The sequence below is a fragment of the Salibacterium aidingense DSM 18341 genome, from assembly GCF_000429685.1.
GTDB classification, from domain to species: domain Bacteria; phylum Bacillota; class Bacilli; order Bacillales; family Marinococcaceae; genus Salibacterium; species Salibacterium aidingense.
This window is the reverse complement of record NZ_AUCI01000003.1, coordinates 196515-217614: the sequence shown is the minus strand read 5'-3', so window position 1 is coordinate 217614 and position 21100 is coordinate 196515. Positions and strand designations below refer to the sequence as shown.

Below are 21100 nucleotides of genomic sequence, written 5' to 3'. Positions count from 1 at the left end.
GTTGCTGCATAGGGGAGGCCGCATTTTGTAACCGCACGATACAAAAGATAGAGGGACAAATAAATGCAAGACAAAAAATTATTGCTCGAATACATGGAATCGTTTCAACCAAAAAATCATACACTTTTCCGGGACATGGAATCATTTGCAGAACAGGACAAAGTGCCAATTATGGAAAAAGATGCGTTGGAAGTGATGCTTCAACTACTGCAGCTTCATAACAGCCGCCGTATTCTTGAAATCGGTACCGCTATCGGTTATTCCGCCCTGCGGATGGCACAGGCTCTTCCGCAGGCTCATATTGTGTCCCTGGAGAAAGACGAAATCAGGCATAAACAGGCACTTAACTACAGGGAGCTGAGCGGTCTTCAAACACATACCACATTTTATTTGACGGATGCCCTGGAGGAGTCATTTTCCCTTGAAAGTCCAGAAGCATTTGATGTATTATTTATTGATGCAGCAAAGGGCAAGTATCTGGAGTTTTTTGAGAAATACACCCCGTATGTAAAAAGAAACGGGCTGGTGATAACAGATAATGTTTTTTTCAAAGGATTAACAGCTACCCCGGAAAAAGCATCTAAAAGGCTTCTTCCAATGGTACAGAAAATCCGTACCTTTAATCAAATGCTGGCGGAAACTCCTTCGTATCAGACACGTTTCCTCCCGGTGGGGGACGGTCTCGCAGTCAGTATGAAAGTAGAAAATGACACCAGATAAAGGAAAAATTATTGTATTTTGATTGATCCATGCGTATGATAATGGCAGAATATAAACATTACATGAACAACCCCCTTATTTTGAAGTCAGGAGTTAAAAAAGATCATTGATTGGAAAGAGGAGTGACATTCACAATGGCAGAAGAAAAACAGCATTATATGACGGAAGAAGGAAAACAAAAATTAGAGGAAGAATATGAGCATTTAAAAACAGAACGGCGTCAGGAAGTCGTCGAACGTATAAAAATAGCTCGCAGTTTTGGAGATCTTTCCGAGAACTCGGAATATGATGCGGCAAAAGATGAACAGGCTTTTGTAGAAGGCCGGATCAGCCAAATTGAAAAAATGCTTAAAAACGCAGTGATAATTGAGGAAGATACTTCCAATAATTCCGAAGTAGCGTTAGGGAAGTCGGTTACATTTAAAGAAATTCCCGACGGGGAAGAAGAAGTATATACCATTGTGGGAAGTGCAGAAGCTGACCCGATCGAAGGCAAAATATCAAATGATTCCCCTATGGCTCAAAGTCTGCTTGGGCGGAAAGTCGGTGATTCTGTCACAGTAAATACGCCGGGCGGCGAGTTTGATGTGGAAATACTGGAAGTGAACTAAGGACCATTGGTTTACTTTTCAGCCGCAGTGTTCTAATGGAACGCTGCTTTTCTTTTTCTCCCACCTTTATCACAGGCCAAATCTATATCTTTGTGTAAAAAACAGAAAATTTTCCGTTACCCTCTCGCTTCTGCCGGAAAAATTTTATATCATATGAGTATCCATGCTTGTACTATATCTTGAAGTAATTTGGCAGGTGAAAAAAATGAATGGAAACCACCAAGGATTTAACGATGAGAATCGATATGAGATGAGAAAGCGTAAACGGATGAACCGGATCCTCAATGCTTCCATTCTTGTCGTAGGAGCACTAATTGTTTTTTTCGCTGTTCAGTTATTCCTCCCGGGCAGTGAAGAAGCGTCAGAGGAAGAGAATCAGGATAATATAGAAAATGAAGAATCAGAACAAACCGAGGAGGAAACAGCTCCGGAAGATAATCCGCAGACAGATAACCAACAGGAAACGGAGCAGGAGGATTCCCCTGAGACAAATACTGAAAATGAACAAAATCAGGACAATGATGCAAACGAGCAAAATAATCAAGAGAACGATAATTCAGTCTCCACCCCGGATCCGGAAGAGGGGGAAGGAAATTGGGAGCCCATCGGCACAGAACAGTCCGGCTCCTTCACTCATGACTTTAACCGGGACAGTCAGAACTGGGCGGAAATGGAGGCCGCTCTTCGGTATGCGACCGGCTTAAGTGAAGAGGAAATGGAAACATGGCAGATTGAAAACGGCGGGGGTCCTAATAAAGTAACCGGGACAGTAAGCACCTCTGAAAACGCCGATACTCCCTTTCAGGTAACAATGGAGTTTATTGAGAACGAAGGATGGAAACCACTGAAGGTAGAGCGGCTGGATTCCAATCCATATAGCAGTTGAGAAATATTTAACCAGCAGGGAAAGGAACGAGACGATGCGGATAGCAGTCATTGGAGCAATGGATGAAGAAGTTGAATTGTTAAAATCAAAACTGGAAAATCTGCAGGAGGAAAAAAAGGGCGGCACCTTTTTTTTCTCCGGGCAGTTGTTTGGTACAGATGTTGTGCTGATTAAATCGGGAATTGGAAAAGTCAATGCAGCCATCGCGACAACGATCGTGCTCAAAACATATCAACCGGATATGGTTATTAACACTGGTTCTGCCGGGGGGTTTAATCCAGAGCTTGAAGTAGGAGATTTAGTCGTTTCTACAGAGGTCCGGTATAACGATGTCGATGCGACGGTGTTTGGTTATGAATACGGCCAGGTGCCGCAAATGCCGGCCGCTTATGCAGCAGACGGCGGTTTGATCACCGCATCGCTCGAAGCCGCAGAACAGGAGGATATCCCGCTTCAGAAAGGGCTTATTTTATCCGGGGATTCGTTTATGAGCTCGGATGAACAAATTGCTTTTCTAAAACAAACCTTTGATCTCCCTCAGTGTGCAGAAATGGAAGCCGGAGCGATCGCCCAAGTCTGTTATCGATTTAATACCCCCTTTGTCGTTATCCGTGCTCTAAGTGATATAGCAGGCAGGGAGGCCAAACAATCCTATGATCAGTTTTTGAAGAAAGCGTCAGAAAACTCGGCTGCTCTGGTGCTGGCGATGATCAACAGAGGATACAAATAGGAAATACTCCCTGGTTCTCCAACACTTTCCTCCCTCTCCTTCTATATTTCTATGATACGATGAAAAAAGGATAAGAGAGGAGGAAAAGCCGGGATGTCTATAATGACCACAAATCATCAAAATAAAGCCAAAGATCTTCATACGTTCAGCAGAATCCTGATAACACTGGCTTGTTTTCTGCTTATCGGGGCTTTTCTCCCTGACAATATACCGGCAGAGAAGGAGCCGGCCGCGTTTGCCATGATTGGCGGGCTTTCTTTTATTTCCCTTTGGTTCCACTTCTGGGCTCAGCGGGAAAAACGACAGGCGGAACAGGAAGAGTACTAACACAGCTATTGGACTAATTCTTCCAAAAAATGTTTTGTTATTTTCGCCGTCAGGCCCCAAATAACATGATCGTCATAGTAATAAAAATATTCCGGATGTGTTCCGGCATTCCACGTATATCGTTTTCCGTTTGGAATGTCCTCAAATGGAAACGAGGCGGGAGGTTCGATTTTCAGCTGCACATCATAGCAGAAGGGCTCCTGCTTAAGAAAATGAGATAAAGGAACTGTGAAAATCCCTCCCACCTCTTCTTCATTGGGAGAATAAGAAGCGTCTTGATCGATAAATCCCACATAAGGATAAATAATTTGGTTAAAAGGAGAGATCACTTTATCCAGACTTCCAGCCAACACGGCCTGCTCTTCCTGAATGCCGATTTCCTCACAGAGTTCACGAACTGCGGCTGCAGCTGGTGTTTTATCTGTGTTATCCACCATTCCCCCTGGAAAACACACTTCCCCAGGCTGGCGTTTCATATGCTTGGCTCTCACTTCGTACAATAAATGAATGTCATTATCTTTTTCGAGCAGCGGCAGAAAAATGGCATATCGGCGCATCCGTTGTTCATGAATAATCCCCTGTTTTCTGCCTGACATTCGTCGGAATACGGTGTCTTTATTTATATCCACGATGATTCATTCTCCTTTTTCTATTCATCTGTTTTCATCATAGCAAAGAATATGTTAGAACTCCTCCGTTTTGATCTTATGTTTTTTTCTGGAGATATTGTGGTATAAACATGGATAAATGGGAAAAGGAGGTTTTTTGATGTCTGAAAAAGAACCCCGCCGGAAAAATAAATCCATTCGTACAGATTTAGACCCGCCGCCTACCATGCATGAAGATCTCGTACCCTTAGAGGATTTAAAAATAGAAGAAAAAGAAATGAAGAAAAAAAGTAAATCCAAAAATTCATCCTCGTCCAAGAAAAGAGAATCAAAATAACAAAAAGGGATGCTTGTAACAGGGTGTAGAGGCTGGGACAAAATCATACAGGTCAGATAAAAATCCGAACGATTATCTTACATTCTCCATTAGAATTTGGTGTCGTTCGGATTTTTTCATGCTATCTGCCCTCTTAACACGGAGTATACCGCTGTACGATCAATGCAGCCGGCCCCTGTGCATTCCTTGGGGACGACTTCATAAAGAATCGCTATACTAAGTCGATCTTCAGCTCATCTTCGTCTGGTCTCCGCTATGATAAGGAACTGCAGCGTTCAGGAGACATAGCCGTTTGCATGTCTTGCGTTACTATCAATAATTCGTCTTTCAGGAGAAGTTATTTCGTTTTGTCCTAGACTCTTTGTTATCTCCTCGGACGGAAAAGGCATTGAGAAAGTCTTATAGATATTTCTGAAACCAATTGATCATATAATGCAGGCGTTCTATACGTAAGGAAGGCGCACCGCTTCGGCTTAATTCATGGTTGGCCCCGGGGAACCGTAAAAATGTCACCGGTTTCTCCAGATGTTTAAGGGCAGTGAAAAGCTGTTCACTTTGTTCAATAGGACAGCGGTAATCGTTTTCCCCATGCATAATGAGCAGTGGGGTGTGTATATCATTCACATATTTCAGAGGAGAATGATGCCAGAGTTTTTCCGGATCATCAAAGAGCCGGGCTCCAAGCTCCCAATCGGTAAAGAAGAAACCAATATCACTGACTCCGTAAAAACTTGTCCAGTTGGAGATGGACCGCTGGGTTACTGCTGCTTTAAAACGGTCGGTATGACCAATGATCCAGTTGGTCATAAAGCCGCCGTAACTCCCGCCGGTGACACCCAGCCGTGTTTCATCGATGAAATCATAGGTATGCAGGACATGATCAACGGCCCTCATTAAGTCGCTGAAATCTTTCCCGCCGTAATCTTCCCGGCAGGCATCCACAAAGGTCTGTCCGTATCCGTGACTTCCGCGGGGATTGGTATAAAGAACGGCGTATCCCTCTGCGGCCAGTACTTGTAATTCATGAAAAAAGGTGTTGGCATACATAGCATGAGGACCGCCGTGTATTTCCAAAATCAACGGATAACGCTGTCCTTCTTCATAATCTGCAGGTCTCATCAGCCATCCTTGGAGTTCCCAGCCGTCTTCTCCTTTTGCTGTAATGGGTTCCGGAAGAGAAAGATGCACGTCTTTGATGAAATCAGCGTTTACATCGGTTAAACGGACCTTCCCTTTTTCGTTGATATCGATTTTATAAAAATCACCTGGGTTGGAAGGATCACTAATTCCCGCTACAAACAAATTCAGCTGTGGATGATAGGAAAAACCAAATACATGGTTTTCTTCTTCATGAACGGGGGTGATTTCCCCGGCCATATCCATTTGATAAATCCCCGTATTGCCATGATCACTTGCCAAAAAGTAAAGATGCTTTTGATCAGCGGACCAGACTGGACCCGGGTTCGGGTGTCCGGAGCGGATATCACCAATGGCTGCATCGCCGATTTGCACATCCCACTTTAGAGTCATACATGTTCGTTCTTTAGATAAGGGGTCCATAATCCAAACCTGATTAAGAGTAGCCCCCTTGTATTCCAGTTCGTGGCCGATGCAGGCAATTTTTCTTCCGTCATCAGACCAATTGGCATGGGAGAATACGCCGGTTGAATTGGTTAATTTAATAATATCTTTTGTTTCAATATCGATAATGAACAGGTCCAATGTATTGGATACATCTTCATCGACATCTCGATTGGCACTAAACACAATCTGACGGCTGTCGGGGGACCATTCCGCTGTGTGATGGTCAAATTCACCATCTGTCAGGATTTCTATGTTATTGGTTTTTAATTCAAGGAGCCCAAGGTGTACTCTTTTTCCTTTTCGAAATCCTTTGGCATCAGATTTGTAGCGCAGTTTTTCGATCACAACTGGTTCCGGTCCTGCCGGAGTGTCTCCATTTTCTTCTTCCTCGGCAGTAACAGCTTCCCCTTTTTTCAGAGAAGTCGTAAACAATATATACTTTCCATTCGGGGCCCACGCTGGGGCAGCCGCCCCATTTTTAAGATTGGTTAACTGACGCGGCTCTCCTCCGGTGGAAGACATAACCCAGATCTGGTCCGTCCCGGAGCGGTTGGATACAAAAGCTAATTCTGTTCCATCCGGAGACCAGCGCGGAGTATGGTCCTGTACGCTTCCAAATGTCCATTGAACGGGAATATCGTCTGTCAGATGATGAATAAATAAGTGCGAATCATATTCCTGATTGTTTCTTGCCATTTGCTGAACGAACGCGTATTTTTCCCCATCTCTGGAAAGCTGAGGTTCCTTGACCACACGAATCTTACTTAAGTCCTCAGACGTAATGGCTCGTTTATTTACACCCACAACAAAGCCCCCTTTAAAAATTAACATCTCTAATGTAACGTTTTTCCTGACACTTATGTGGAATCAGTATAGTAAAAAAATGAAGAAAACTCAAATGAGTTTCGCGGCCTCCGGACGTTAATACAAAAAGAAAGGTATATTTTCTCACAAGGTTAATGAAAGGTTGACCACGTTCGCTTACACTAACAATTAAGGAAACTCCTTTTCCTTTGCCGACTTTAACTTTCCTTGTTGGCATCTCTCTCTCCACTTGAAGCTGTCTGGTATTATACGACCAGGCAGCCTTTTTTATGTTTTTTCCGAATAATACTCGTATTCAATCACATCGTGTGTTCTGCTGTATTTCACGTGCAAATCATACCCTTCAAAGTACCACTTGTCTTTCTCTTCTATATAAAAAATAATGCCGTCCTGTTTGTTGGAAGTAAACGTTTCAAATGGTTCACTTTTGGAAACTCCGAGGGAAAATCCAGGATGAATCGGAGAGTGACCTCCGTACCGGGCATAAAAGCGGATATAGTCCCCGGCCTCTGCGTTCATTTCTTCTTCAAACCATTTCACAGCGGGTTCACTTAATGTAATTTGCATAAGGCGGTACCTCCATTGTCCATGATTTATCTTTCCCTACTATTCCCGGAAGACAGAAGAAAAAAACAAGAATCAGACTGGGACAAACAACCAAAGCCCGGTGGGTGCATACAATAAAAAAGAGATGAAGAGAGGAGGACGATAACGTTGTCCAGTATTTTTGCTGCCGCTGTTTATTTGTTTAAAGAGCTGGCTTTGTTCGTCTCTTACGTGAAAAATAACGCCTTTCCCCAGCCTCTTCCCAAAGAAGAAGAAAAACAGCATTTAAAACGCATGCAGCAGGGAGATCAGTATTCCAGAAATCTCTTAATAGAACATAATCTCCGCCTGGTGGCACACATTGTAAAAAAATTTGAAAACACCAGGGAAGACACTGAAGATTTAATTTCTATCGGAACAATCGGGCTGATCAAGGGAATTGAAAGCTACTCTCCGGATAAAGGAACCAAACTGGCTACGTACGCCGCAAGATGTGTCGAAAATGAAATACTTATGCATCTGAGAGCCCTTAAAAAAGTAAAGAAAGATATTTCCCTGCATGACCCCATCGGAAGCGATAAAGAAGGCAATGAAATCTCTCTGATTGATGTTCTGGAAGAAGACGGTCCGGAAGTAGCCGATTTGATTCAATTAAACATGGAGAAAAAACAGGTACGTGCTTTTATGGATATTCTGGATGAGCGGGAAAAAGAAGTGATTGTCTATCGGTTTGGTCTTGAAAAAGAGAAAGAAAAGACCCAGCGTGAAATCGCGAAAGAACTCGGTATTTCCAGAAGTTATGTTTCCAGAATAGAAAAAAGGGCATTGTTAAAGCTGTTTCAGGAATTCTACAAACAGCAGAAGCGCCTGTCGGGGTCGTCAGGCGGAGGAAGCCCTCTAAACCCAATGAAATAACAGTCTGCAGGCAAAAGAAGCCTGCAGGAGGGGACAAGCCCATGCTTACGGACAATACCTACAATATTTTCTTATAAAATAATAAGAAATTCTAGGTAACTTTCTTGGATTAGGTGAATATCATGGGGGATGAAAGGAGAGGAGAAAGATGAATACAGGGAGTAATGATCAGTACAGCCCTTATGGAGAAACAACAGAAATGCAGGATAAGTGCAGAAAATATATGTATCATGATGTCATTTTAACAATGAAAGATGGTACTGCAGTGGATGGCATTATCGAAGAAGTGGGGTCGGATCGGGTAAGAGTACTCGTAGGAGAAAATATTATGGAAGGCGAAGGGGAAAATGATGGAGACGGCCGCCAGTATTATGGTGGATATGGATATGGAGGAGGACGGCCGAGAAGAAGATTCCGCCGTTTCAGACGCCGGGAATTTCCATTAGGAGCGTTGGCAGCTCTTGCTCTTCTGCCCTATATTGCCCCCCAGCCTTACCCGTATTATCCGTATCCTTATTATTAAAGGAGCCCACGAAGAAACCTTTAACGGGAAAACATGAAAGAAGCTTTTCCCTCGAAGGAAGGAAAAGCTTCTTTCAAACGCTTAAAAGGACAGGCTCTCTTGTGTATTTTCGGCTCTTTGAATATGTCCTATTCGATAAAGAGAGCCAAAGATCGTCCCACTAGTTAACAGCGTCTTTAAGCTGCTTTCCTGGACGGAAGGCAGGATTCTTCGTTGCAGGAATCTTGATTTCTTCTCCTGTCTGAGGATTGCGTCCTTTGCGGGCCGCGCGTTCACGAACCTCAAAGCTTCCAAATCCAACCAGTTGAATTTTGTCGCCTTTTTTCAAGGTTTCTGTAATGCTGTCGAAAACAGCGTCTACTGCTTTAGAAGCATCTTTCTTGGAGATGTCTGCCTGCTCGGCAACAGCGTTGATTAAATCTGTCTTGTTCATAGAATAACTCCCTTTCTTTCCAAAAATATAGAGCCTTTACACTACAAATTTACTCATCAATCCTTGATATGTCAAGTATTGACGGGGAATTTACTTAAAAATGCGGTAGATTTATGCCTAGTATTGCCAAAATTAGCGTTTCTATAACCCCTGATGCATCAATAATTTACATTTTCATCCATTATTCGATTCGCGCGCGGAAGAGGAAGGCTGCTTTTGTTTCTTCCCATTTAATTCATCCTGAACACTTGCGTCCCATAACGAAACCCCGGAATGATAGGCCGCTCTTGAAATAAGATGTCCCCCCACAGGAGCAGTAATAAATACAAAGACAATCCCAAGCAGAATACGGGCGCTGTAGAGGCCTTCGACGATGGAAAAGAACAGAAAAGCGCCGGTTAAAATGCACATAACGCTTAACGTAGATGCTTTTGTTGCAGCATGGCTCCGCGTATAAATATCAGGCAGCCGAATAATGCCAAACGCACTGATTAAACTTAACACCGCGCCCAGCAGGACAATAATTCCGATAATCCAGCTGCTAATCTCGTTTGCGCTCAATGACAACACCCTTTTCAATAAATTTGGAAAATGCCACTGTTCCAATGAAGGCCAAAATACCAAGCAGGAGGATGACTTCAAGAAATGCTGTGGTTTCCTGAATAAGCGAAATAACAGCAACAAGGCTGATAAGATTAATTCCGATCATATCCAGGGCAATAACACGATCCGGCATCGATGGCCCTTTTGCCACTCGGAACAGAGAGATCAAAATAGCCAGAGAAAGAAGCACAGCTGAGAGGATCAAAATGATCTGTATCATGTCCGGCTCACCTCCTGGATCGCTTTTTCAAATGATTCCCGGATATCCTTTTTCGCTTTTTCAATATCGGGAAGATGCATGGCGTGAATAAAGAGTGTTTTGTTATCCGGAGAAACATCTACTACCAGAGTGCCAGGCGTAAGAGTGATTAAACAGGACAAAACGGTTACTTCCCATTTTTTCTCCAGATCAATATCCATTGCAAAAATTCCCGGAGTGATCTTAAGGGTAGGCTGAAGAATCTGCCCGACGACTTCTATGGCCGAAAGAATCAGTTCTTTCAGGAAAATCAATATTAACTTTAGAATGGCATAAACCCCGATAAAATAAAATCGGTCGGGGAAAAAGCCGCGTAACAAATAGACAATACCCAATCCAATGACGTAACCGCTGATAAAGGATGAGAATGTCCATGCGTCATTCATAAACATCCAGATTATTGCCATGATGAGATTTATTAATAATTGAAAAGACATGTTCATTACTCCTTTAACACGGCATCAATATAAATTTGCGGTTCGTATAATGTTTCTGCGGCGGTGGCAGCTAATGGATAAACAGCTTCGGCTCCCACACCGATCAAAACCGAAACAGTCAGGAGAAAAGCGCATGGAAGCAATAATCCCTTTGTTGTCCCATATTGATCCGCTTTTTCCAGCTTGATTTTGCCATAAAAGCCTTTTAAGAAGATACGGATCATCGAATAAAGCACCAGAAGGCTGGAGGCCATCATGACAGCAATAATCCAGTATTGTCCGGCTTCTGCTCCCCCCTGGACGAGCATGAGTTTGCCGATAAATCCACTAAGCGGGGGAACCCCGACGAGAGCCATCACAGCTGTGAAAAACATCCAGCCGAGCCGCGGGTGATATTTAATCAGGCCGCCCATTTCCTTTAAATGAGTAGAGCCGGCCACCGTGATCATTGCGCCAATCATCAAAAATAAGGCACCTTTTATGATAATATCATGGAATAGATAAAAAATGGCTCCCATATATCCGGTTTCTGTCATCGTGGATACGCCGAACAGTACGAATCCTACAGCTACAATGACATTATAAACAAGTATTTTTTTTACATCCTGATGAGCGACGGCACCAATGACACCGATGATCATCGTGAGAGCCGCAAGAATGCCGAGCAGCTGGTGGGTAAAGGCCGTATCATGAGTAAAAATCATGGAGTAGGTACGGAAAATAGAATAGATGCCCACCTTTGTAAGCAGCGCCCCGAATATTGCCGCTATCGGAGAAGGAGGAGCTGCATAAGAAGCCGGCAGCCAGAAATATAAAGGAAACAGGGCTCCTTTTAATCCAAAAACAATTAAAAACAGGACTGCGATAACCGAAAGAATAGGAGCTCCGGTGTCGAGACTGCCGATTCTTTCGGATAGTTGAGCCATATTCAACGTGCCGGTCACGGCATATAAATAAGCCACACCGACAACAAAAAACGCAGAAGATATAACATTCACCAGCACATACTTAAAAGACTCCCGAAGCTGTTTTTTTGTGCCGCCGTGAACAATAAGTATGTAGGAAGAAATAAGCATTACTTCAAAAAACACGAAAAGGTTAAAAATGTCCCCTGTTATGAATGCTCCCATGACACCGGCAATTAAAAATTGATAAAACGCATAAAAGTAAAAACGTTCTCGTTCTTTCCCTATCGAATAAATCGAAAATACAAGGATGGGAAGACTGACCACAGCGGCGGCCGTTATCAAAAGGGCAGCAAGCATATCTGTGACAAGCACAATGCCAAAAGGCGGCTGCCATCCTCCCAGCTGCAGGGTTTGAATGCCCTGCTGCTGCACTGTAAATACGATAAATATATTCACCACAAGTAAAACAGCTGCAGAGACTGTACTAAGCCCCCGTTGAAATACCACACGTTTAGGGGCGAACAGCAGCAGGATACCGGTGAGAAGCGGTATTAAAACAGGCCATATTATTAAGTTAGTCATATGAATCAGTTCCTCTCATTTTCTCGGTATTATCCGTTCCGGTTTCCTTATAGGTGCGGTAACCAAGAACAAGAAAAAAGGATGTGACCCCAAAACTGATCACGATGGCAGTGAGAATTAAAGCCTGAGGAAGCGGATCCGTGTATGTGGAGGCTTTAAGCCCCAATAAAGGAGGAGCCCCGCTTTTTAAACCAGCCATTGTTAATAACAGAACATGAGCACCATGACTTATGATGGCTGTTCCGATAATGATCCGTATCATATTTTTTGATAAAACCAAATATGTACCGCCCATGAATAAAACACCGGCTATTATGGACATCACAATTTCCATTACCTATCCTCTCCTATTGTCTGAATAATAGTGAGGGTTATGCCTATCACTACCAAGTAAACACCAATATCAAAAAGCAGAGCTGTTGCAAGTTCAAGTTCTCCGAGCACAGGGAACGTAAAATAATCATAGGTCTGTGATAAAAACGGCTCACCGAACAGGAAGGAGCCCATCCCTGTTGCTACGGCTGTTAACAATCCTGCGGCCGTGACTATTTTGAAATCAAATGGCAGAACCCGTTTGACTGTCTCCAAATCGTAGGCCAGCAGCAGTAAAACGACAGCAGAACTTGTCATTAACCCGCCGATAAATCCACCGCCCGGCTCATGGTGGCCATTGAAGAATATAAACACCGAAAACATAAGGACGATGAACAACACAATATTGGTCGCTGTCTGTAATATCACATCGTTGGATTTCACAGCTGTTCCCTCCCGGCCATACGAAGTTTGATCATAGCAAAAATACCAACAGCAGCTATACCAAGTACAAGAATCTCCAGCATTGTATCAAAACCACGGAAATCTACTAAAATAACGTTCACCATATTTTTACCGCCGGCTTCCTCATAGCTTGCTTCAGGAAAAAATCCGGAGATGGAGTCAAACAATCTGCTGCTGCTCGCTGCTATTCCGATAAGTGTGATGGTGAGACCCACAGCTGCTGAAATAATGAAATTACCAGCCTGGAAACGAACACTTTCCAGGTTTTTAGATATTTGCGGAAGATGATAAAAACAAAGTAAAAACAAAGCAACGGACACCGTTTCAATAATTAACTGGGTTAACGCTAGATCAGGGGCCCGGAAAATAACAAAAAATAATGCAACCGTGTAGCCGGCGACCCCTAAACCGATGATTGCTTTCAGTCTGGATTTCGTAAACATTACAATGCCGACAGAAACAATGAGAACCCCGGCCAGAATTAATTCATAAACACTGATGGGAGCGACATTTTCAGTATTAACAACAAATGCGCCTTTATAAAAGAGAGTAAACAGAAGGGCTGCGGTAAAAAATGAAAAGATGTACAATAAATAATCTTTAATATAACCGGTCATATGCCAACCGATGACTTTTTCCGACATTCTTTCCCCCTGAATAATCGTTTGATCATACAACCGGTTGAATGATAATCCTTCCGGGAACAAACGATAAACACCTATCCATTTTTTCATGCCTAAATATAATAAAACACCTGTTCCAATAACCCCTAAAGTCATGTATAACTCGGGAGTCCATCCGTGCCAGAAATAAATATCGACATAAAATTGTTCCCCTTCCTGCAGCAGGGAAGGAAGAATCGACGCCATCGCCGGTTCTATAATTGTATACGATAAAATGTTTGGAAAGAATCCAAATACAAGGACCAGGCTGACTAAAATAATTGGCGATAACAGCATGCCAAATGGCGCTTCGTGTGGTTTTACGTCGAGTTTTTCAGGCTGCATTTTCCCGGTAAACGTCTTAAATATAAGCATCATGCTGTAAATGAAGGTGAAGACACTGGCAATCCAGGCAAGTACCGGAAAGAGGATGCCAAAAGTATCTACGTTAAACAATTGGAATTCCGTAAACTCCACCATTGCGGTGAAAAACATTTCTTTACTCAAAAAGCCATTAAAAGGAGGAAGGCCGGCCATGGAAAAGCCGCCGATCACCGCAATGGTAAAAGTAATCGGCATGACCGTCATTAAACCTCCGAGCCGGCGGATGTCCCTTGTTCCCGTCTCATGATCGACAATACCCGCCATCATAAACAAACTGCCTTTAAAAGTAGCATGATTGATTAAATGAAAAATGGCAGCTGTTGTTGCTCCTACATAAAGATTTTCGTCTAAATTGTCGAAGTGAAGAGCGGCCGCCCCAACACCAAGCATTGATAATATCATTCCGAGCTGACTGACGGTGGAAAAAGCCAGAATACTCTTGAGATCGGTTTGGCGGACCGCAGAAAAGGATCCCCAGAACAGAGTGGTTATGCCAAAGCCGGCAACGAGCCACAGCCACTCGCCACTGACAGCGAAAACAGGGCTTAACCGCGCGATTAAATAGATCCCTGCTTTGACCATGGTAGCGGAATGCAGATAAGCACTTACAGGAGTGGGCGCTTCCATCGCATCCGGAAGCCATATATGAAATGGGAACTGGGCGGACTTTGTAAAGGCCCCAAGCAAGATGGTCAGCATCGCTGGAAGGAATAACTCATGGGAAACAACCTCCGAGGAAAGCGCTATGGTTTCCTGGATGCTGAAGGTGCCTGTGATCGAGTAGAGCAGGACAAATCCTACGAGCATGGAGAAACCGCCTAATACTGTAATCAGCATGGATTTCAAGGCCCCGTAAAGGGATTTTTCGCGCTCATACCAGTAAGCAATCAATAGAAAGGAAGATAAGCTTGTAATTTCCCAGAACATGTAGAGCACCATCATATTGTCCGATAATACGACGCCGAGCATGGCTCCCATAAACATGAGTAAAAAAGTGTAAAAAGTATGTAGAGCTTCTGTTTTCTTAGATAAGTAATAGATCGAATAAAGTACCACCAAAATGCCAATACCTGTAATCAGAAGGGCAAACAGCAGGCCAAGCCCGTCCACATATGCATTAAAATGAATATCAAGAGAGGGGACCCAGTCCAACACAGCCATTACGGTTTCTTTATTTGATGTGACTGGCAGGTATTGCAGAAAGTAGGCAAACAACACCGCAGGGACAGCTAATACGAACCATCCGGTATGTATATTGGGAAACATTTTATAAAGAATCGGTACAAATACAGCAGCAAGAAATGGTGCGATGATAGCTAAGTGAAGTGCTGTAATCATATAGAACCTCCTTTGTCGATTTCACGGGTGCAAATTCTTTTCACATTATAACTTATATTAGAAAACTGTGCATCTCTAAACACCTGAATTTTCAGGCAATATAGGCGTTATTTATAAATAGGTAGAAACACGAAGTTAAAAATTTTGTGAATAAATTTAGACATTTTTCCGCATAGTAAGTAGAAAAGATGGAAGGAGAAAAACATGGCAGATAAAAATTTATCTAAAGGGATCGGATTTTTCATCATTTTTTTGTTATTGATAACCGGTGCCTGGATGGCTAATGGTTATGTTGAACAAAAAAGAGTTGAAAAATTCTATTCTTACCCTGAAAATACAGAACCCCTTTCCTTTTCTAATGAAAACATTGAAAGAGATACCTTTGCCCCAAGGGAATATGTCAAAATAAAAAGCCTTTCCAGTTAAAAATGGAAAGGCTTTTTATTGCATCCTCACGTTATAACGTAATTGCCGGTTTCATGCACTTCTCCTGAAGGGACCGATGTTTAAGTTCTTCTTCGATTAAGGAAATGAAATCTTCATTTAATTGAAGGCGGAGAGCCTTTTCGTAAGCTTCGATTAATAATTCGTCCGATAGCTGATTCATAAGAGGGCAGCACACCTCCTTGGATTTCCATAGTTATTTCATCAAGTCATGGTAGTACACCGTGTATAGGCGTTATTTCATAAGACATGTATTTCCAACTGATTGTATAGTCAGTGTATCATGCTGGACTGGAGAGAACAACCGTTCGTTTTATCCACATGTGATCGTGGATAAGTTGTTTATAATCATTTACATATTACCGGTAAATATTATTAACGACAAGGTTTTTTTTTGGTGATAAAGTTATCCACATATTCAAAAAATCAAAATTATGTCGAAAACTTTTAGTCATGATTTTGATTCTGGTATCGTTTGAAAAAAACCAATATTAACGATATACTTTCAGTTTAGCGGAACATTGTACGGAATATTAATTCTTTCAAAAGGGTGTCCATTGTGATTAAACAGTTCATACCAAATGAATATATCCCCTCGGTATTTGATTTGAATTTGGAGGAGCTCAATGACCGTCAGATCAAGGGAATTATAACAGATCTGGATAATACCCTGGTGGAGTGGGATAGACCGGAGGCAACACCGGAACTGCTGGATTGGATGTATTTTGTTAAACGACAGGGATTTCAGGTGACTATCGTTTCGAATAACAATAAGGAAAGAGTAAGCTCCTTTTCCGAACCGACAGGTATTCAGTTTATACACTCTGCTAAAAAGCCGATGGGACACGCATTTCGAAAAGCATGTAAACGCATGGGGCTGAAAAAAAATGAAGTAGTGGTTATTGGAGACCAGGTGTTAACGGATGTGTTTGGAGGCAACCGCGCAGGGTTTTATACAGTGCTTGTTGTCCCGGTTGGACAGGGAGACGGTTTTTTTACGAAAATTAATCGAAAAGTAGAACGCAGGGTGCTTCACAGGTTAAAAGATAAAGGTCTTATACAGTGGGAGGAATAGAAGTGGATCAAAGCAGACTTATATGTGCGGGTTGTGGAGCACCGATCCAAACAGAGGATCCCGCAGAAGCAGGTTATACCCCGCCGGCGGCGTTGGAAAGGGATGTGGTCATCTGCCAGCGTTGTTTCCGTCTAAATCATTATAACGAGATCCAGGAAGTGCCGCTGAATCATACGGATTTTACAGACAAGCTGCATGAATTGGGGAAGCAGAAAGCCCTCATTGTAAAAATTATCGATGTGTTTGATATTGAAGGCAGCTGGATTCCGGGTTTACAGCGGTACATCGGAGGAAATGACGTCCTCCTGCTTGTTAATAAAATGGATCTCCTTCCTAAGTCAATAAATGAGAATAAGCTGAAAGACTGGGTACGCCGGGAGGCAAAAGAACAGGGATTACAGGTGGAAGATGTGCTCCTGATCAGTGCGGAGAAAAAGAAAAGCGTGGCGGAGGCTGCTGCTAAGATGGATGAATTACGTAAGGGAAAGGACGTCTATATCACCGGATGTACCAATGTCGGGAAATCCACATTTATTAATGCTTTAATCCAGGAATTCAGCGGGGACGAAGAACAGCTTATCACTACTTCCCGTTTTCCGGGTACTACTCTCGATTTGATAGATATTCCCCTGGATGATGGAAAGCGGCTGTACGATACTCCCGGTATTATAAACGAGAAACAAATAGCCCATTATGTAACCCGGGACGACCTAAAAAAGATAACGCCTGCAAAAGAAATGAAGCCCAGGGTGTATCAATTGGAGCAGAAACAGACTCTTTTTATTGCTGGTTTGGCCCGCTTTGATTTTGTGGAAGGAGAGCGGAATTCGTTCGTGGCATATTTTGACAATCATTTACGAATTCATCGAACGAAACTGGATAAAGCGGACCAACTCTATAAAGAGCATAAAGGCGGAATGCTTTCTCCACCTGAGACAGACTCTCTTGATGCGGTGCCAGAGTTTGTTTCCCATCACTTTCAAATAAAAAATGAGAAAACAGATGTGGTCATTTCCGGTCTTGGATGGATCACGGTAGTGAATCCTGGAGCAAAAATAATAGTACATGCTCCAAAAGGGGCCGGCGTGGCAATAAGAGAGGCGATTATTTAATGGAGAAGAACATGCAGGCAGAAAAACTATTTGGGGTTATAGGAGACCCGGTGGGGCACTCTTTATCTCCTGTCATGCATAATGATCAGTTTGCTTTTCAGGAGCTGCCATATTATTATCATGCATTTCTTGTAAAACCCGGGGAGCTGAAAGAGGCAGTGAACGGGCTGAAAGCATTACATGTATCCGGCTTTAATGTTACAGTACCGCATAAAATTGAAGTCATGAACTATTTAGACAGCATCGACGAGGAAGCCAGAATGATAGGTGCGGTAAATACGGTGGTAAAAGAAGAGAATGGGTGGATTGGATATAATACCGATGGTAAAGGCTATGTAGAATCTCTCCTGACAAAGGCGGGGGAAACCCTGGAGAATTCCAGTATTCTTGTCATCGGTGCCGGCGGCGCAGCCCGGGCCGTAATCAGTGAATTGGCACGACGGGGGGTCCGGCAGTTAACAGTGACTAACCGTACATCCGCCAAAGCGGAAGCGTTAAAAGAACGGGTTTCCGAAAGGGCGGACATACGGGCAGTACCAACCCCTGAAGCGGAAAAAGACACCCCTTCCTTTGATATTATTATTAATACTACGTCTGTAGGGATGTCTCCGCATGTGGATAATATTCCATGGCGGACGGACCATTTGAAACCAGGGTGTATCTGCAGTGATTTAATTTATAATCCACTGAAAACAGCGTGGCTGCAGGAAGCTGAACGAGCAGGGGCACAAGTGTTAAATGGCGTCGGTATGTTCGTGGGACAGGGGGCATTCGCGTTTCAAAAATGGACAGGGATATGGCCAGACGTAGACAGAATGCATGCGGTAGTAATGCATCATCTGGGAGGGAATTAACTTGTTAACAGGAAAACAAAAAAGATTTTTAAGAAAAAAAGCACATTCGTTGAAGCCTGTGTTTCAAATCGGCAAGGCAGGGGTAACAGATAATTTAATCAAACAGACAGCCGATGCCCTCGAAGCAAGAGAGTTAATCAAGATAAATATTCTTCAAAATAGTATGGAAGATAAGCATTCGGCAGCCGAAACACTGGCAGCTGAAGCAGATGCCTCAGTCGTTCAAATTATCGGAAACACTATTATATTGTATAAAGAATCAAGCGAAAATAAAACGATCGAACTGCCTTCGTAAAAGGGGATTCGCTAATGACAAAAAAGATCGGTCTGCTGGGCGGAACGTTTGATCCTCCGCATAACGCTCACTTAATGATGGCACAGGAAACATTGATAACACTAGAACTGGATGAAGTTTGGTTTATTCCGGTTTATTCGCCTCCCCATAAAACCAGGGAGCATATGGCACTTCCAGAAGAGCGGCTGGACATGACAAAACGGGCGATTATAGATAATTCCCAGTTTTATGTTTCTACCGTTGAACTTGACAGAAAAGGCCCGTCTTACACATTAGACACAGTAAAAGGTTTAAAGCACGACTATCCAGATGCTGTTTTTTATTTTATTATTGGCGGCGACATGGCTGCCAGTCTTGAATCATGGAAAAATATTGAGGAACTAAAAGAAGCGGTCATATTTGCTGTTGTGGACCGCCCGGGTTATTCCGTGGATCATTTAAGCAGCCGAAGCATGAAGTATATCGAAATGCCTCAGGTCGATATTTCATCTACTATGATTAGAGAAAGAATCCGGAATAGAAACAATATCAGATACTATATTCCAGATTCCGTATGGAAATACATAGAGGAGCATCAAGTTTATGGATAGAAAAGAAGCATTGGAAAGAGTCAAACCTCATTTGACAGAACATCGATATGTTCATACATTGGGAGTAAGAGATACAGCTTTGAAGCTGGCAGAAAAAGAAGATGTGGAGAAAGATAAAGTGGAAACAGCTGCCATTTTCCATGATTATGCCAAATTTCGTTCCAAAGAGGAAATGCGCCGGATTATTGAAGCGGAAAACTGGAATGAACAGTTTATTACCTATGGTGATGAATTGCTTCATGCCCCGGCCGGTGCTTATTTAGTCGAGAAAGAGGTCGGAATTAAGGATGAAGAAATACTTTCGGCTATTTTTTGGCATACTACAGGCAAAGTGGACATGTCACCGATGGAGAAAATAATCTTTTTGGCAGATTATATCGAACCGAACCGTAAGTTTCCAGGAGTAGAGGAAACAAGAGAAGAAGCGGAAAAAGATATGGATTGTGCCATTAAAATGGCTTTGAGAAATACGATCACGTTTTTGTTAAAGAAAAACCAGCCGGTGTTTCCTGAAACATTATTTGCCTATAATCATTTGACTTTAAATACCAACGGTTAAGGGGGAAGAGGTAACGAATGGAAGGAAAGGAACTATTAGAACTTGCAGCCAGTGCAGCCGATGAAAAAAAAGCAGAACACCTGACAGCTTTGGATATGCGGGGTATTTCGCTTATTGCCGATTATTTTCTCATTGGTCACGGTAATTCACACAAGCAGGTGCAGGCAATCGCACGCGACATCAAAAAGAAGGCGCAGGAGTCGGAACAAGAGGTGAAACGCCTGGAAGGTTTCGAGGAAGCAAAGTGGGTTCTCATTGATTTGGGAGATGTTATCGTTCATATTTTTCATAAAGATGAGCGTCCATATTACAATTTGGAAAAACTTTGGGGAGATGCTTCTCATGTTCCATTAGAAACGGTTTCTTCCTAGAAGGGATAAATCATGCATACGTACAGTGGTTTTGCACAGGTCTATGATCGATTGATGGAAGAGGCGCCTTATCAAGAATGGCTCCAGTGGGTGATGCATCTTTTTAAAAGAGAAGAAAACCAGCCTGCTGTCCTTTTGGATGCAGGCTGCGGGACGGGGACGCTGCTGGAGTTATTGCTGATGGAAGGATACGACGCGCACGGCCTGGATATTTCTGAAGATATGCTTGCTGTAGCACAGCAAAAAGTTAATGAAAAAGGCTTTTATCCGAATTTTTATCTGCAGGATATGACGAACCTTCAGCATACCGGCCAATATGATGCTATTCTTGCTTTCTGTGATTCGTTAAATTATATTACCACGGAAGACGATATACGAGCTGCTTTCCGGTCTTTTTATGAGCACTTATATGAAGGCGGATTGCTTGTTTTTGATGTCCATTCCATATATTACGTGGAACACATTTTACACGATTTTTCATTTGCAGATGCTGCAGACGATGTATCTTATATATGGAATACTTTTCCAGTCCGGAATAAGGGGGAAGTGGAACACGAACTTTCTTTTTTCATAAAAGAGAAAGAAGAGACATACAGGCGGCATGATGAAATCCACAGGCAGAGAACGTTACCTGTTTCTCATTATACCTCTTTTTTAAAAAAAGCCGGTTTTGAAGTCTGCGGAATATTTGCTGATTTTACGTTCGAACGCCCTCAGCATAATAGTGAACGTCTTTTTTTCTATGCAAAAAAACCTGTACAAAGGAAAGAAAAAGAGATAAACTGGTAACAAAGACGGATCACCG

At 42.8% G+C, this 21100-nt stretch carries 29 protein-coding genes; 17 read left to right on the top strand and 12 right to left on the bottom strand.

Translation table 11 applies throughout. The features are described from left to right. Positions 1-63: 63 nt before the first annotated feature. The 5 genes from G475_RS0105270 (at position 64) to G475_RS0105250 (ending at position 3274) form a co-directional block, all read left to right on the top strand. Positions 64-720, top strand: a complete 657-nt coding sequence (locus G475_RS0105270; RefSeq protein ID WP_026700391.1) for an O-methyltransferase — start codon at positions 64-66, stop codon at positions 718-720. Positions 721-854: 134 nt separating this feature from the next. Beyond that, positions 855-1331, top strand: coding sequence for a transcription elongation factor GreA (greA, locus tag G475_RS0105265; RefSeq protein WP_026700390.1), 477 nt, complete (start codon positions 855-857; stop codon positions 1329-1331). Positions 1332-1536: 205 nt separating this feature from the next. Further along, a complete protein-coding gene (locus tag G475_RS0105260; protein WP_051302196.1) occupies positions 1537-2217 on the top strand; it encodes a YrrS family protein in 681 nt (226 codons plus the stop codon). Positions 2218-2251: 34 nt separating this feature from the next. Further along, positions 2252-2947 carry a 5'-methylthioadenosine/S-adenosylhomocysteine nucleosidase gene (gene mtnN / locus G475_RS0105255; protein ID WP_026700388.1) on the top strand — a complete coding sequence of 232 codons (696 nt, stop codon included), beginning with the start codon at positions 2252-2254 and terminating at the stop codon, positions 2945-2947. Positions 2948-3040: 93 nt separating this feature from the next. After that, positions 3041-3274 carry a YrhC family protein gene (locus G475_RS0105250; RefSeq protein WP_026700387.1) on the top strand — a complete coding sequence of 78 codons (234 nt, stop codon included), beginning with the start codon at positions 3041-3043 and terminating at the stop codon, positions 3272-3274. 5 nt (positions 3275-3279) lie between these two features. Here G475_RS0105250 and G475_RS0105245 read toward each other — a convergent pair whose 3' ends face one another. After that, positions 3280-3903, bottom strand: a complete 624-nt coding sequence (locus G475_RS0105245) for an NUDIX hydrolase (protein ID WP_051302194.1) — start codon at positions 3901-3903, stop codon at positions 3280-3282. A 139-nt stretch (positions 3904-4042) separates the two neighbouring features. Between G475_RS0105245 and G475_RS27105 the strand changes: the two genes are divergently transcribed. After that, positions 4043-4219, top strand: coding sequence for a hypothetical protein (locus tag G475_RS27105; RefSeq protein ID WP_156911629.1), 177 nt, complete (start codon positions 4043-4045; stop codon positions 4217-4219). Positions 4220-4618: 399 nt separating this feature from the next. Here the strand turns inward: G475_RS27105 and G475_RS0105235 are convergent, their stop codons facing one another. Both G475_RS0105235 and G475_RS0105225 read right to left on the bottom strand, forming a co-directional pair. Next, entirely contained in the window at positions 4619-6607 is a 1989-nt protein-coding gene (locus tag G475_RS0105235; protein ID WP_026700384.1) for a S9 family peptidase, read from the bottom strand. Positions 6608-6895: 288 nt separating this feature from the next. Beyond that, positions 6896-7195 (bottom strand): HesB/YadR/YfhF family protein, encoded by a 300-nt coding sequence (locus G475_RS0105225; RefSeq protein ID WP_026700382.1) that lies wholly within the window; start codon positions 7193-7195, stop codon positions 6896-6898. A 147-nt stretch (positions 7196-7342) separates the two neighbouring features. Between G475_RS0105225 and sigK the strand changes: the two genes are divergently transcribed. Both sigK and G475_RS0105215 read left to right on the top strand, forming a co-directional pair. Continuing rightward, entirely contained in the window at positions 7343-8089 is a 747-nt protein-coding gene (sigK, locus tag G475_RS0105220; protein WP_026700381.1) for an RNA polymerase sporulation sigma factor SigK, read from the top strand. Positions 8090-8237: 148 nt separating this feature from the next. Continuing rightward, the gene (locus G475_RS0105215; protein ID WP_026700380.1) at positions 8238-8612 is read left to right on the top strand and encodes a hypothetical protein; all 375 of its coding nucleotides are present in this window, start codon (positions 8238-8240) and stop codon (positions 8610-8612) included. Between the two features lie 160 nt (positions 8613-8772). Here G475_RS0105215 and G475_RS0105210 read toward each other — a convergent pair whose 3' ends face one another. The 8 genes from G475_RS0105210 to G475_RS0105175 form a co-directional block, all read right to left on the bottom strand. Next, positions 8773-9045: an HU family DNA-binding protein gene (locus tag G475_RS0105210; RefSeq protein ID WP_035710276.1), complete on the bottom strand. Its 273-nt coding sequence runs from the start codon at positions 9043-9045 to the stop codon at positions 8773-8775. Positions 9046-9219: 174 nt separating this feature from the next. Next, positions 9220-9615 carry a monovalent cation/H(+) antiporter subunit G gene (gene mnhG / locus G475_RS24285; protein WP_407636190.1) on the bottom strand — a complete coding sequence of 132 codons (396 nt, stop codon included), beginning with the start codon at positions 9613-9615 and terminating at the stop codon, positions 9220-9222. Further along, on the bottom strand, positions 9587-9868 hold the full coding sequence (locus G475_RS0105200) for a Na(+)/H(+) antiporter subunit F1 (protein WP_026700378.1): 282 nt from the start codon (positions 9866-9868) through the stop codon (positions 9587-9589). The genes mnhG and G475_RS0105200 overlap by 29 nt, the downstream gene beginning before the upstream one ends. After that, complete coding sequence (locus tag G475_RS0105195) at positions 9865-10344, bottom strand: Na+/H+ antiporter subunit E (RefSeq protein ID WP_026700377.1); 480 nt, start codon at positions 10342-10344, stop codon at positions 9865-9867. The genes G475_RS0105200 and G475_RS0105195 overlap by 4 nt, the downstream gene beginning before the upstream one ends. Positions 10345-10349: 5 nt before the next feature. Continuing rightward, a complete protein-coding gene (locus G475_RS0105190) occupies positions 10350-11834 on the bottom strand; it encodes a Na+/H+ antiporter subunit D (protein ID WP_026700376.1) in 1485 nt (494 codons plus the stop codon). Then, positions 11827-12168 carry a Na(+)/H(+) antiporter subunit C gene (locus tag G475_RS0105185; RefSeq protein WP_026700375.1) on the bottom strand — a complete coding sequence of 114 codons (342 nt, stop codon included), beginning with the start codon at positions 12166-12168 and terminating at the stop codon, positions 11827-11829. Before G475_RS0105185 ends, G475_RS0105190 begins: the two co-directional genes overlap by 8 nt. Then, complete coding sequence (locus G475_RS0105180) at positions 12168-12530, bottom strand: Na(+)/H(+) antiporter subunit B (protein WP_233275733.1); 363 nt, start codon at positions 12528-12530, stop codon at positions 12168-12170. The genes G475_RS0105185 and G475_RS0105180 overlap by 1 nt, the downstream gene beginning before the upstream one ends. A gap of 56 nt (positions 12531-12586) precedes the next feature. Next, positions 12587-14992 (bottom strand): Na+/H+ antiporter subunit A, encoded by a 2406-nt coding sequence (locus tag G475_RS0105175; RefSeq protein ID WP_026700373.1) that lies wholly within the window; start codon positions 14990-14992, stop codon positions 12587-12589. A 207-nt stretch (positions 14993-15199) separates the two neighbouring features. Here G475_RS0105175 and G475_RS0105170 point away from each other — a divergent pair, with 207 nt between their 5' ends. Continuing rightward, on the top strand, positions 15200-15421 hold the full coding sequence (locus G475_RS0105170; protein ID WP_026700372.1) for a hypothetical protein: 222 nt from the start codon (positions 15200-15202) through the stop codon (positions 15419-15421). A gap of 31 nt (positions 15422-15452) precedes the next feature. On the opposite strand, the gene sda is transcribed toward G475_RS0105170, so the two are convergent. Beyond that, positions 15453-15602 (bottom strand): sporulation histidine kinase inhibitor Sda, encoded by a 150-nt coding sequence (gene sda / locus G475_RS26680; protein WP_026700371.1) that lies wholly within the window; start codon positions 15600-15602, stop codon positions 15453-15455. A gap of 387 nt (positions 15603-15989) precedes the next feature. Here sda and G475_RS0105160 point away from each other — a divergent pair, with 387 nt between their 5' ends. Genes G475_RS0105160 through G475_RS24280 form a run of 8 tightly spaced genes read left to right on the top strand, consistent with a single transcriptional unit; the run spans position 15990 to position 21084 of the window. Beyond that, on the top strand, positions 15990-16514 hold the full coding sequence (locus G475_RS0105160) for a YqeG family HAD IIIA-type phosphatase (protein ID WP_211233914.1): 525 nt from the start codon (positions 15990-15992) through the stop codon (positions 16512-16514). A 2-nt stretch (positions 16515-16516) separates the two neighbouring features. Further along, complete coding sequence (gene yqeH, locus G475_RS0105155) at positions 16517-17626, top strand: ribosome biogenesis GTPase YqeH (RefSeq protein ID WP_026700369.1); 1110 nt, start codon at positions 16517-16519, stop codon at positions 17624-17626. Then, on the top strand, positions 17626-18480 hold the full coding sequence (aroE, locus tag G475_RS0105150) for a shikimate dehydrogenase (RefSeq protein WP_026700368.1): 855 nt from the start codon (positions 17626-17628) through the stop codon (positions 18478-18480). The genes yqeH and aroE overlap by 1 nt, the downstream gene beginning before the upstream one ends. Before the next feature lies 1 nt (position 18481). Next, a complete protein-coding gene (yhbY, locus tag G475_RS0105145; RefSeq protein ID WP_026700367.1) occupies positions 18482-18775 on the top strand; it encodes a ribosome assembly RNA-binding protein YhbY in 294 nt (97 codons plus the stop codon). 14 nt (positions 18776-18789) lie between these two features. Further along, on the top strand, positions 18790-19365 hold the full coding sequence (locus tag G475_RS0105140; RefSeq protein ID WP_026700366.1) for a nicotinate-nucleotide adenylyltransferase: 576 nt from the start codon (positions 18790-18792) through the stop codon (positions 19363-19365). Further along, positions 19358-19924 carry a bis(5'-nucleosyl)-tetraphosphatase (symmetrical) YqeK gene (gene yqeK / locus G475_RS0105135; RefSeq protein ID WP_026700365.1) on the top strand — a complete coding sequence of 189 codons (567 nt, stop codon included), beginning with the start codon at positions 19358-19360 and terminating at the stop codon, positions 19922-19924. Before G475_RS0105140 ends, yqeK begins: the two co-directional genes overlap by 8 nt. A gap of 17 nt (positions 19925-19941) precedes the next feature. Next, positions 19942-20295 carry a ribosome silencing factor gene (rsfS, locus tag G475_RS0105130; RefSeq protein ID WP_026700364.1) on the top strand — a complete coding sequence of 118 codons (354 nt, stop codon included), beginning with the start codon at positions 19942-19944 and terminating at the stop codon, positions 20293-20295. 12 nt (positions 20296-20307) lie between these two features. After that, positions 20308-21084: a class I SAM-dependent DNA methyltransferase gene (locus G475_RS24280; protein ID WP_051302190.1), complete on the top strand. Its 777-nt coding sequence runs from the start codon at positions 20308-20310 to the stop codon at positions 21082-21084. Positions 21085-21100: the final 16 nt, after the last annotated feature.

What these genes read in the sequence shown, in the direction of transcription:
- G475_RS0105270 (WP_026700391.1), top strand. Translation starts at nt 64, where the DNA reads ATGCAAGACAAAAAATTATTGCTCGAATACATGGAATCGTTTCAACCA.
- greA (WP_026700390.1), top strand. Translation starts at nt 855, where the DNA reads ATGGCAGAAGAAAAACAGCATTATATGACGGAAGAAGGAAAACAAAAA.
- G475_RS0105260 (WP_051302196.1), top strand. Translation starts at nt 1,537, where the DNA reads ATGAATGGAAACCACCAAGGATTTAACGATGAGAATCGATATGAGATG.
- mtnN (WP_026700388.1), top strand. Translation starts at nt 2,252, where the DNA reads ATGCGGATAGCAGTCATTGGAGCAATGGATGAAGAAGTTGAATTGTTA.
- G475_RS0105250 (WP_026700387.1), top strand. Translation starts at nt 3,041, where the DNA reads ATGTCTATAATGACCACAAATCATCAAAATAAAGCCAAAGATCTTCAT.
- G475_RS27105 (WP_156911629.1), top strand. Translation starts at nt 4,043, where the DNA reads ATGTCTGAAAAAGAACCCCGCCGGAAAAATAAATCCATTCGTACAGAT.
- G475_RS0105225 (WP_026700382.1), bottom strand. Translation starts at nt 7,195, where the DNA reads ATGCAAATTACATTAAGTGAACCCGCTGTGAAATGGTTTGAAGAAGAA.
- G475_RS0105215 (WP_026700380.1), top strand. Translation starts at nt 8,238, where the DNA reads ATGAATACAGGGAGTAATGATCAGTACAGCCCTTATGGAGAAACAACA.
- G475_RS0105210 (WP_035710276.1), bottom strand. Translation starts at nt 9,045, where the DNA reads ATGAACAAGACAGATTTAATCAACGCTGTTGCCGAGCAGGCAGACATC.
- G475_RS0105200 (WP_026700378.1), bottom strand. Translation starts at nt 9,868, where the DNA reads ATGATACAGATCATTTTGATCCTCTCAGCTGTGCTTCTTTCTCTGGCT.
- G475_RS0105195 (WP_026700377.1), bottom strand. Translation starts at nt 10,344, where the DNA reads ATGTCTTTTCAATTATTAATAAATCTCATCATGGCAATAATCTGGATG.
- G475_RS0105190 (WP_026700376.1), bottom strand. Translation starts at nt 11,834, where the DNA reads ATGACTAACTTAATAATATGGCCTGTTTTAATACCGCTTCTCACCGGT.
- G475_RS0105185 (WP_026700375.1), bottom strand. Translation starts at nt 12,168, where the DNA reads ATGGAAATTGTGATGTCCATAATAGCCGGTGTTTTATTCATGGGCGGT.
- G475_RS0105180 (WP_233275733.1), bottom strand. Translation starts at nt 12,530, where the DNA reads ATGTTTTCGGTGTTTATATTCTTCAATGGCCACCATGAGCCGGGCGGT.
- G475_RS0105170 (WP_026700372.1), top strand. Translation starts at nt 15,200, where the DNA reads ATGGCAGATAAAAATTTATCTAAAGGGATCGGATTTTTCATCATTTTT.
- sda (WP_026700371.1), bottom strand. Translation starts at nt 15,602, where the DNA reads ATGAATCAGCTATCGGACGAATTATTAATCGAAGCTTACGAAAAGGCT.
- aroE (WP_026700368.1), top strand. Translation starts at nt 17,626, where the DNA reads ATGGAGAAGAACATGCAGGCAGAAAAACTATTTGGGGTTATAGGAGAC.
- G475_RS0105140 (WP_026700366.1), top strand. Translation starts at nt 18,790, where the DNA reads ATGACAAAAAAGATCGGTCTGCTGGGCGGAACGTTTGATCCTCCGCAT.
- yqeK (WP_026700365.1), top strand. Translation starts at nt 19,358, where the DNA reads ATGGATAGAAAAGAAGCATTGGAAAGAGTCAAACCTCATTTGACAGAA.
- rsfS (WP_026700364.1), top strand. Translation starts at nt 19,942, where the DNA reads ATGGAAGGAAAGGAACTATTAGAACTTGCAGCCAGTGCAGCCGATGAA.
- G475_RS24280 (WP_051302190.1), top strand. Translation starts at nt 20,308, where the DNA reads ATGCATACGTACAGTGGTTTTGCACAGGTCTATGATCGATTGATGGAA.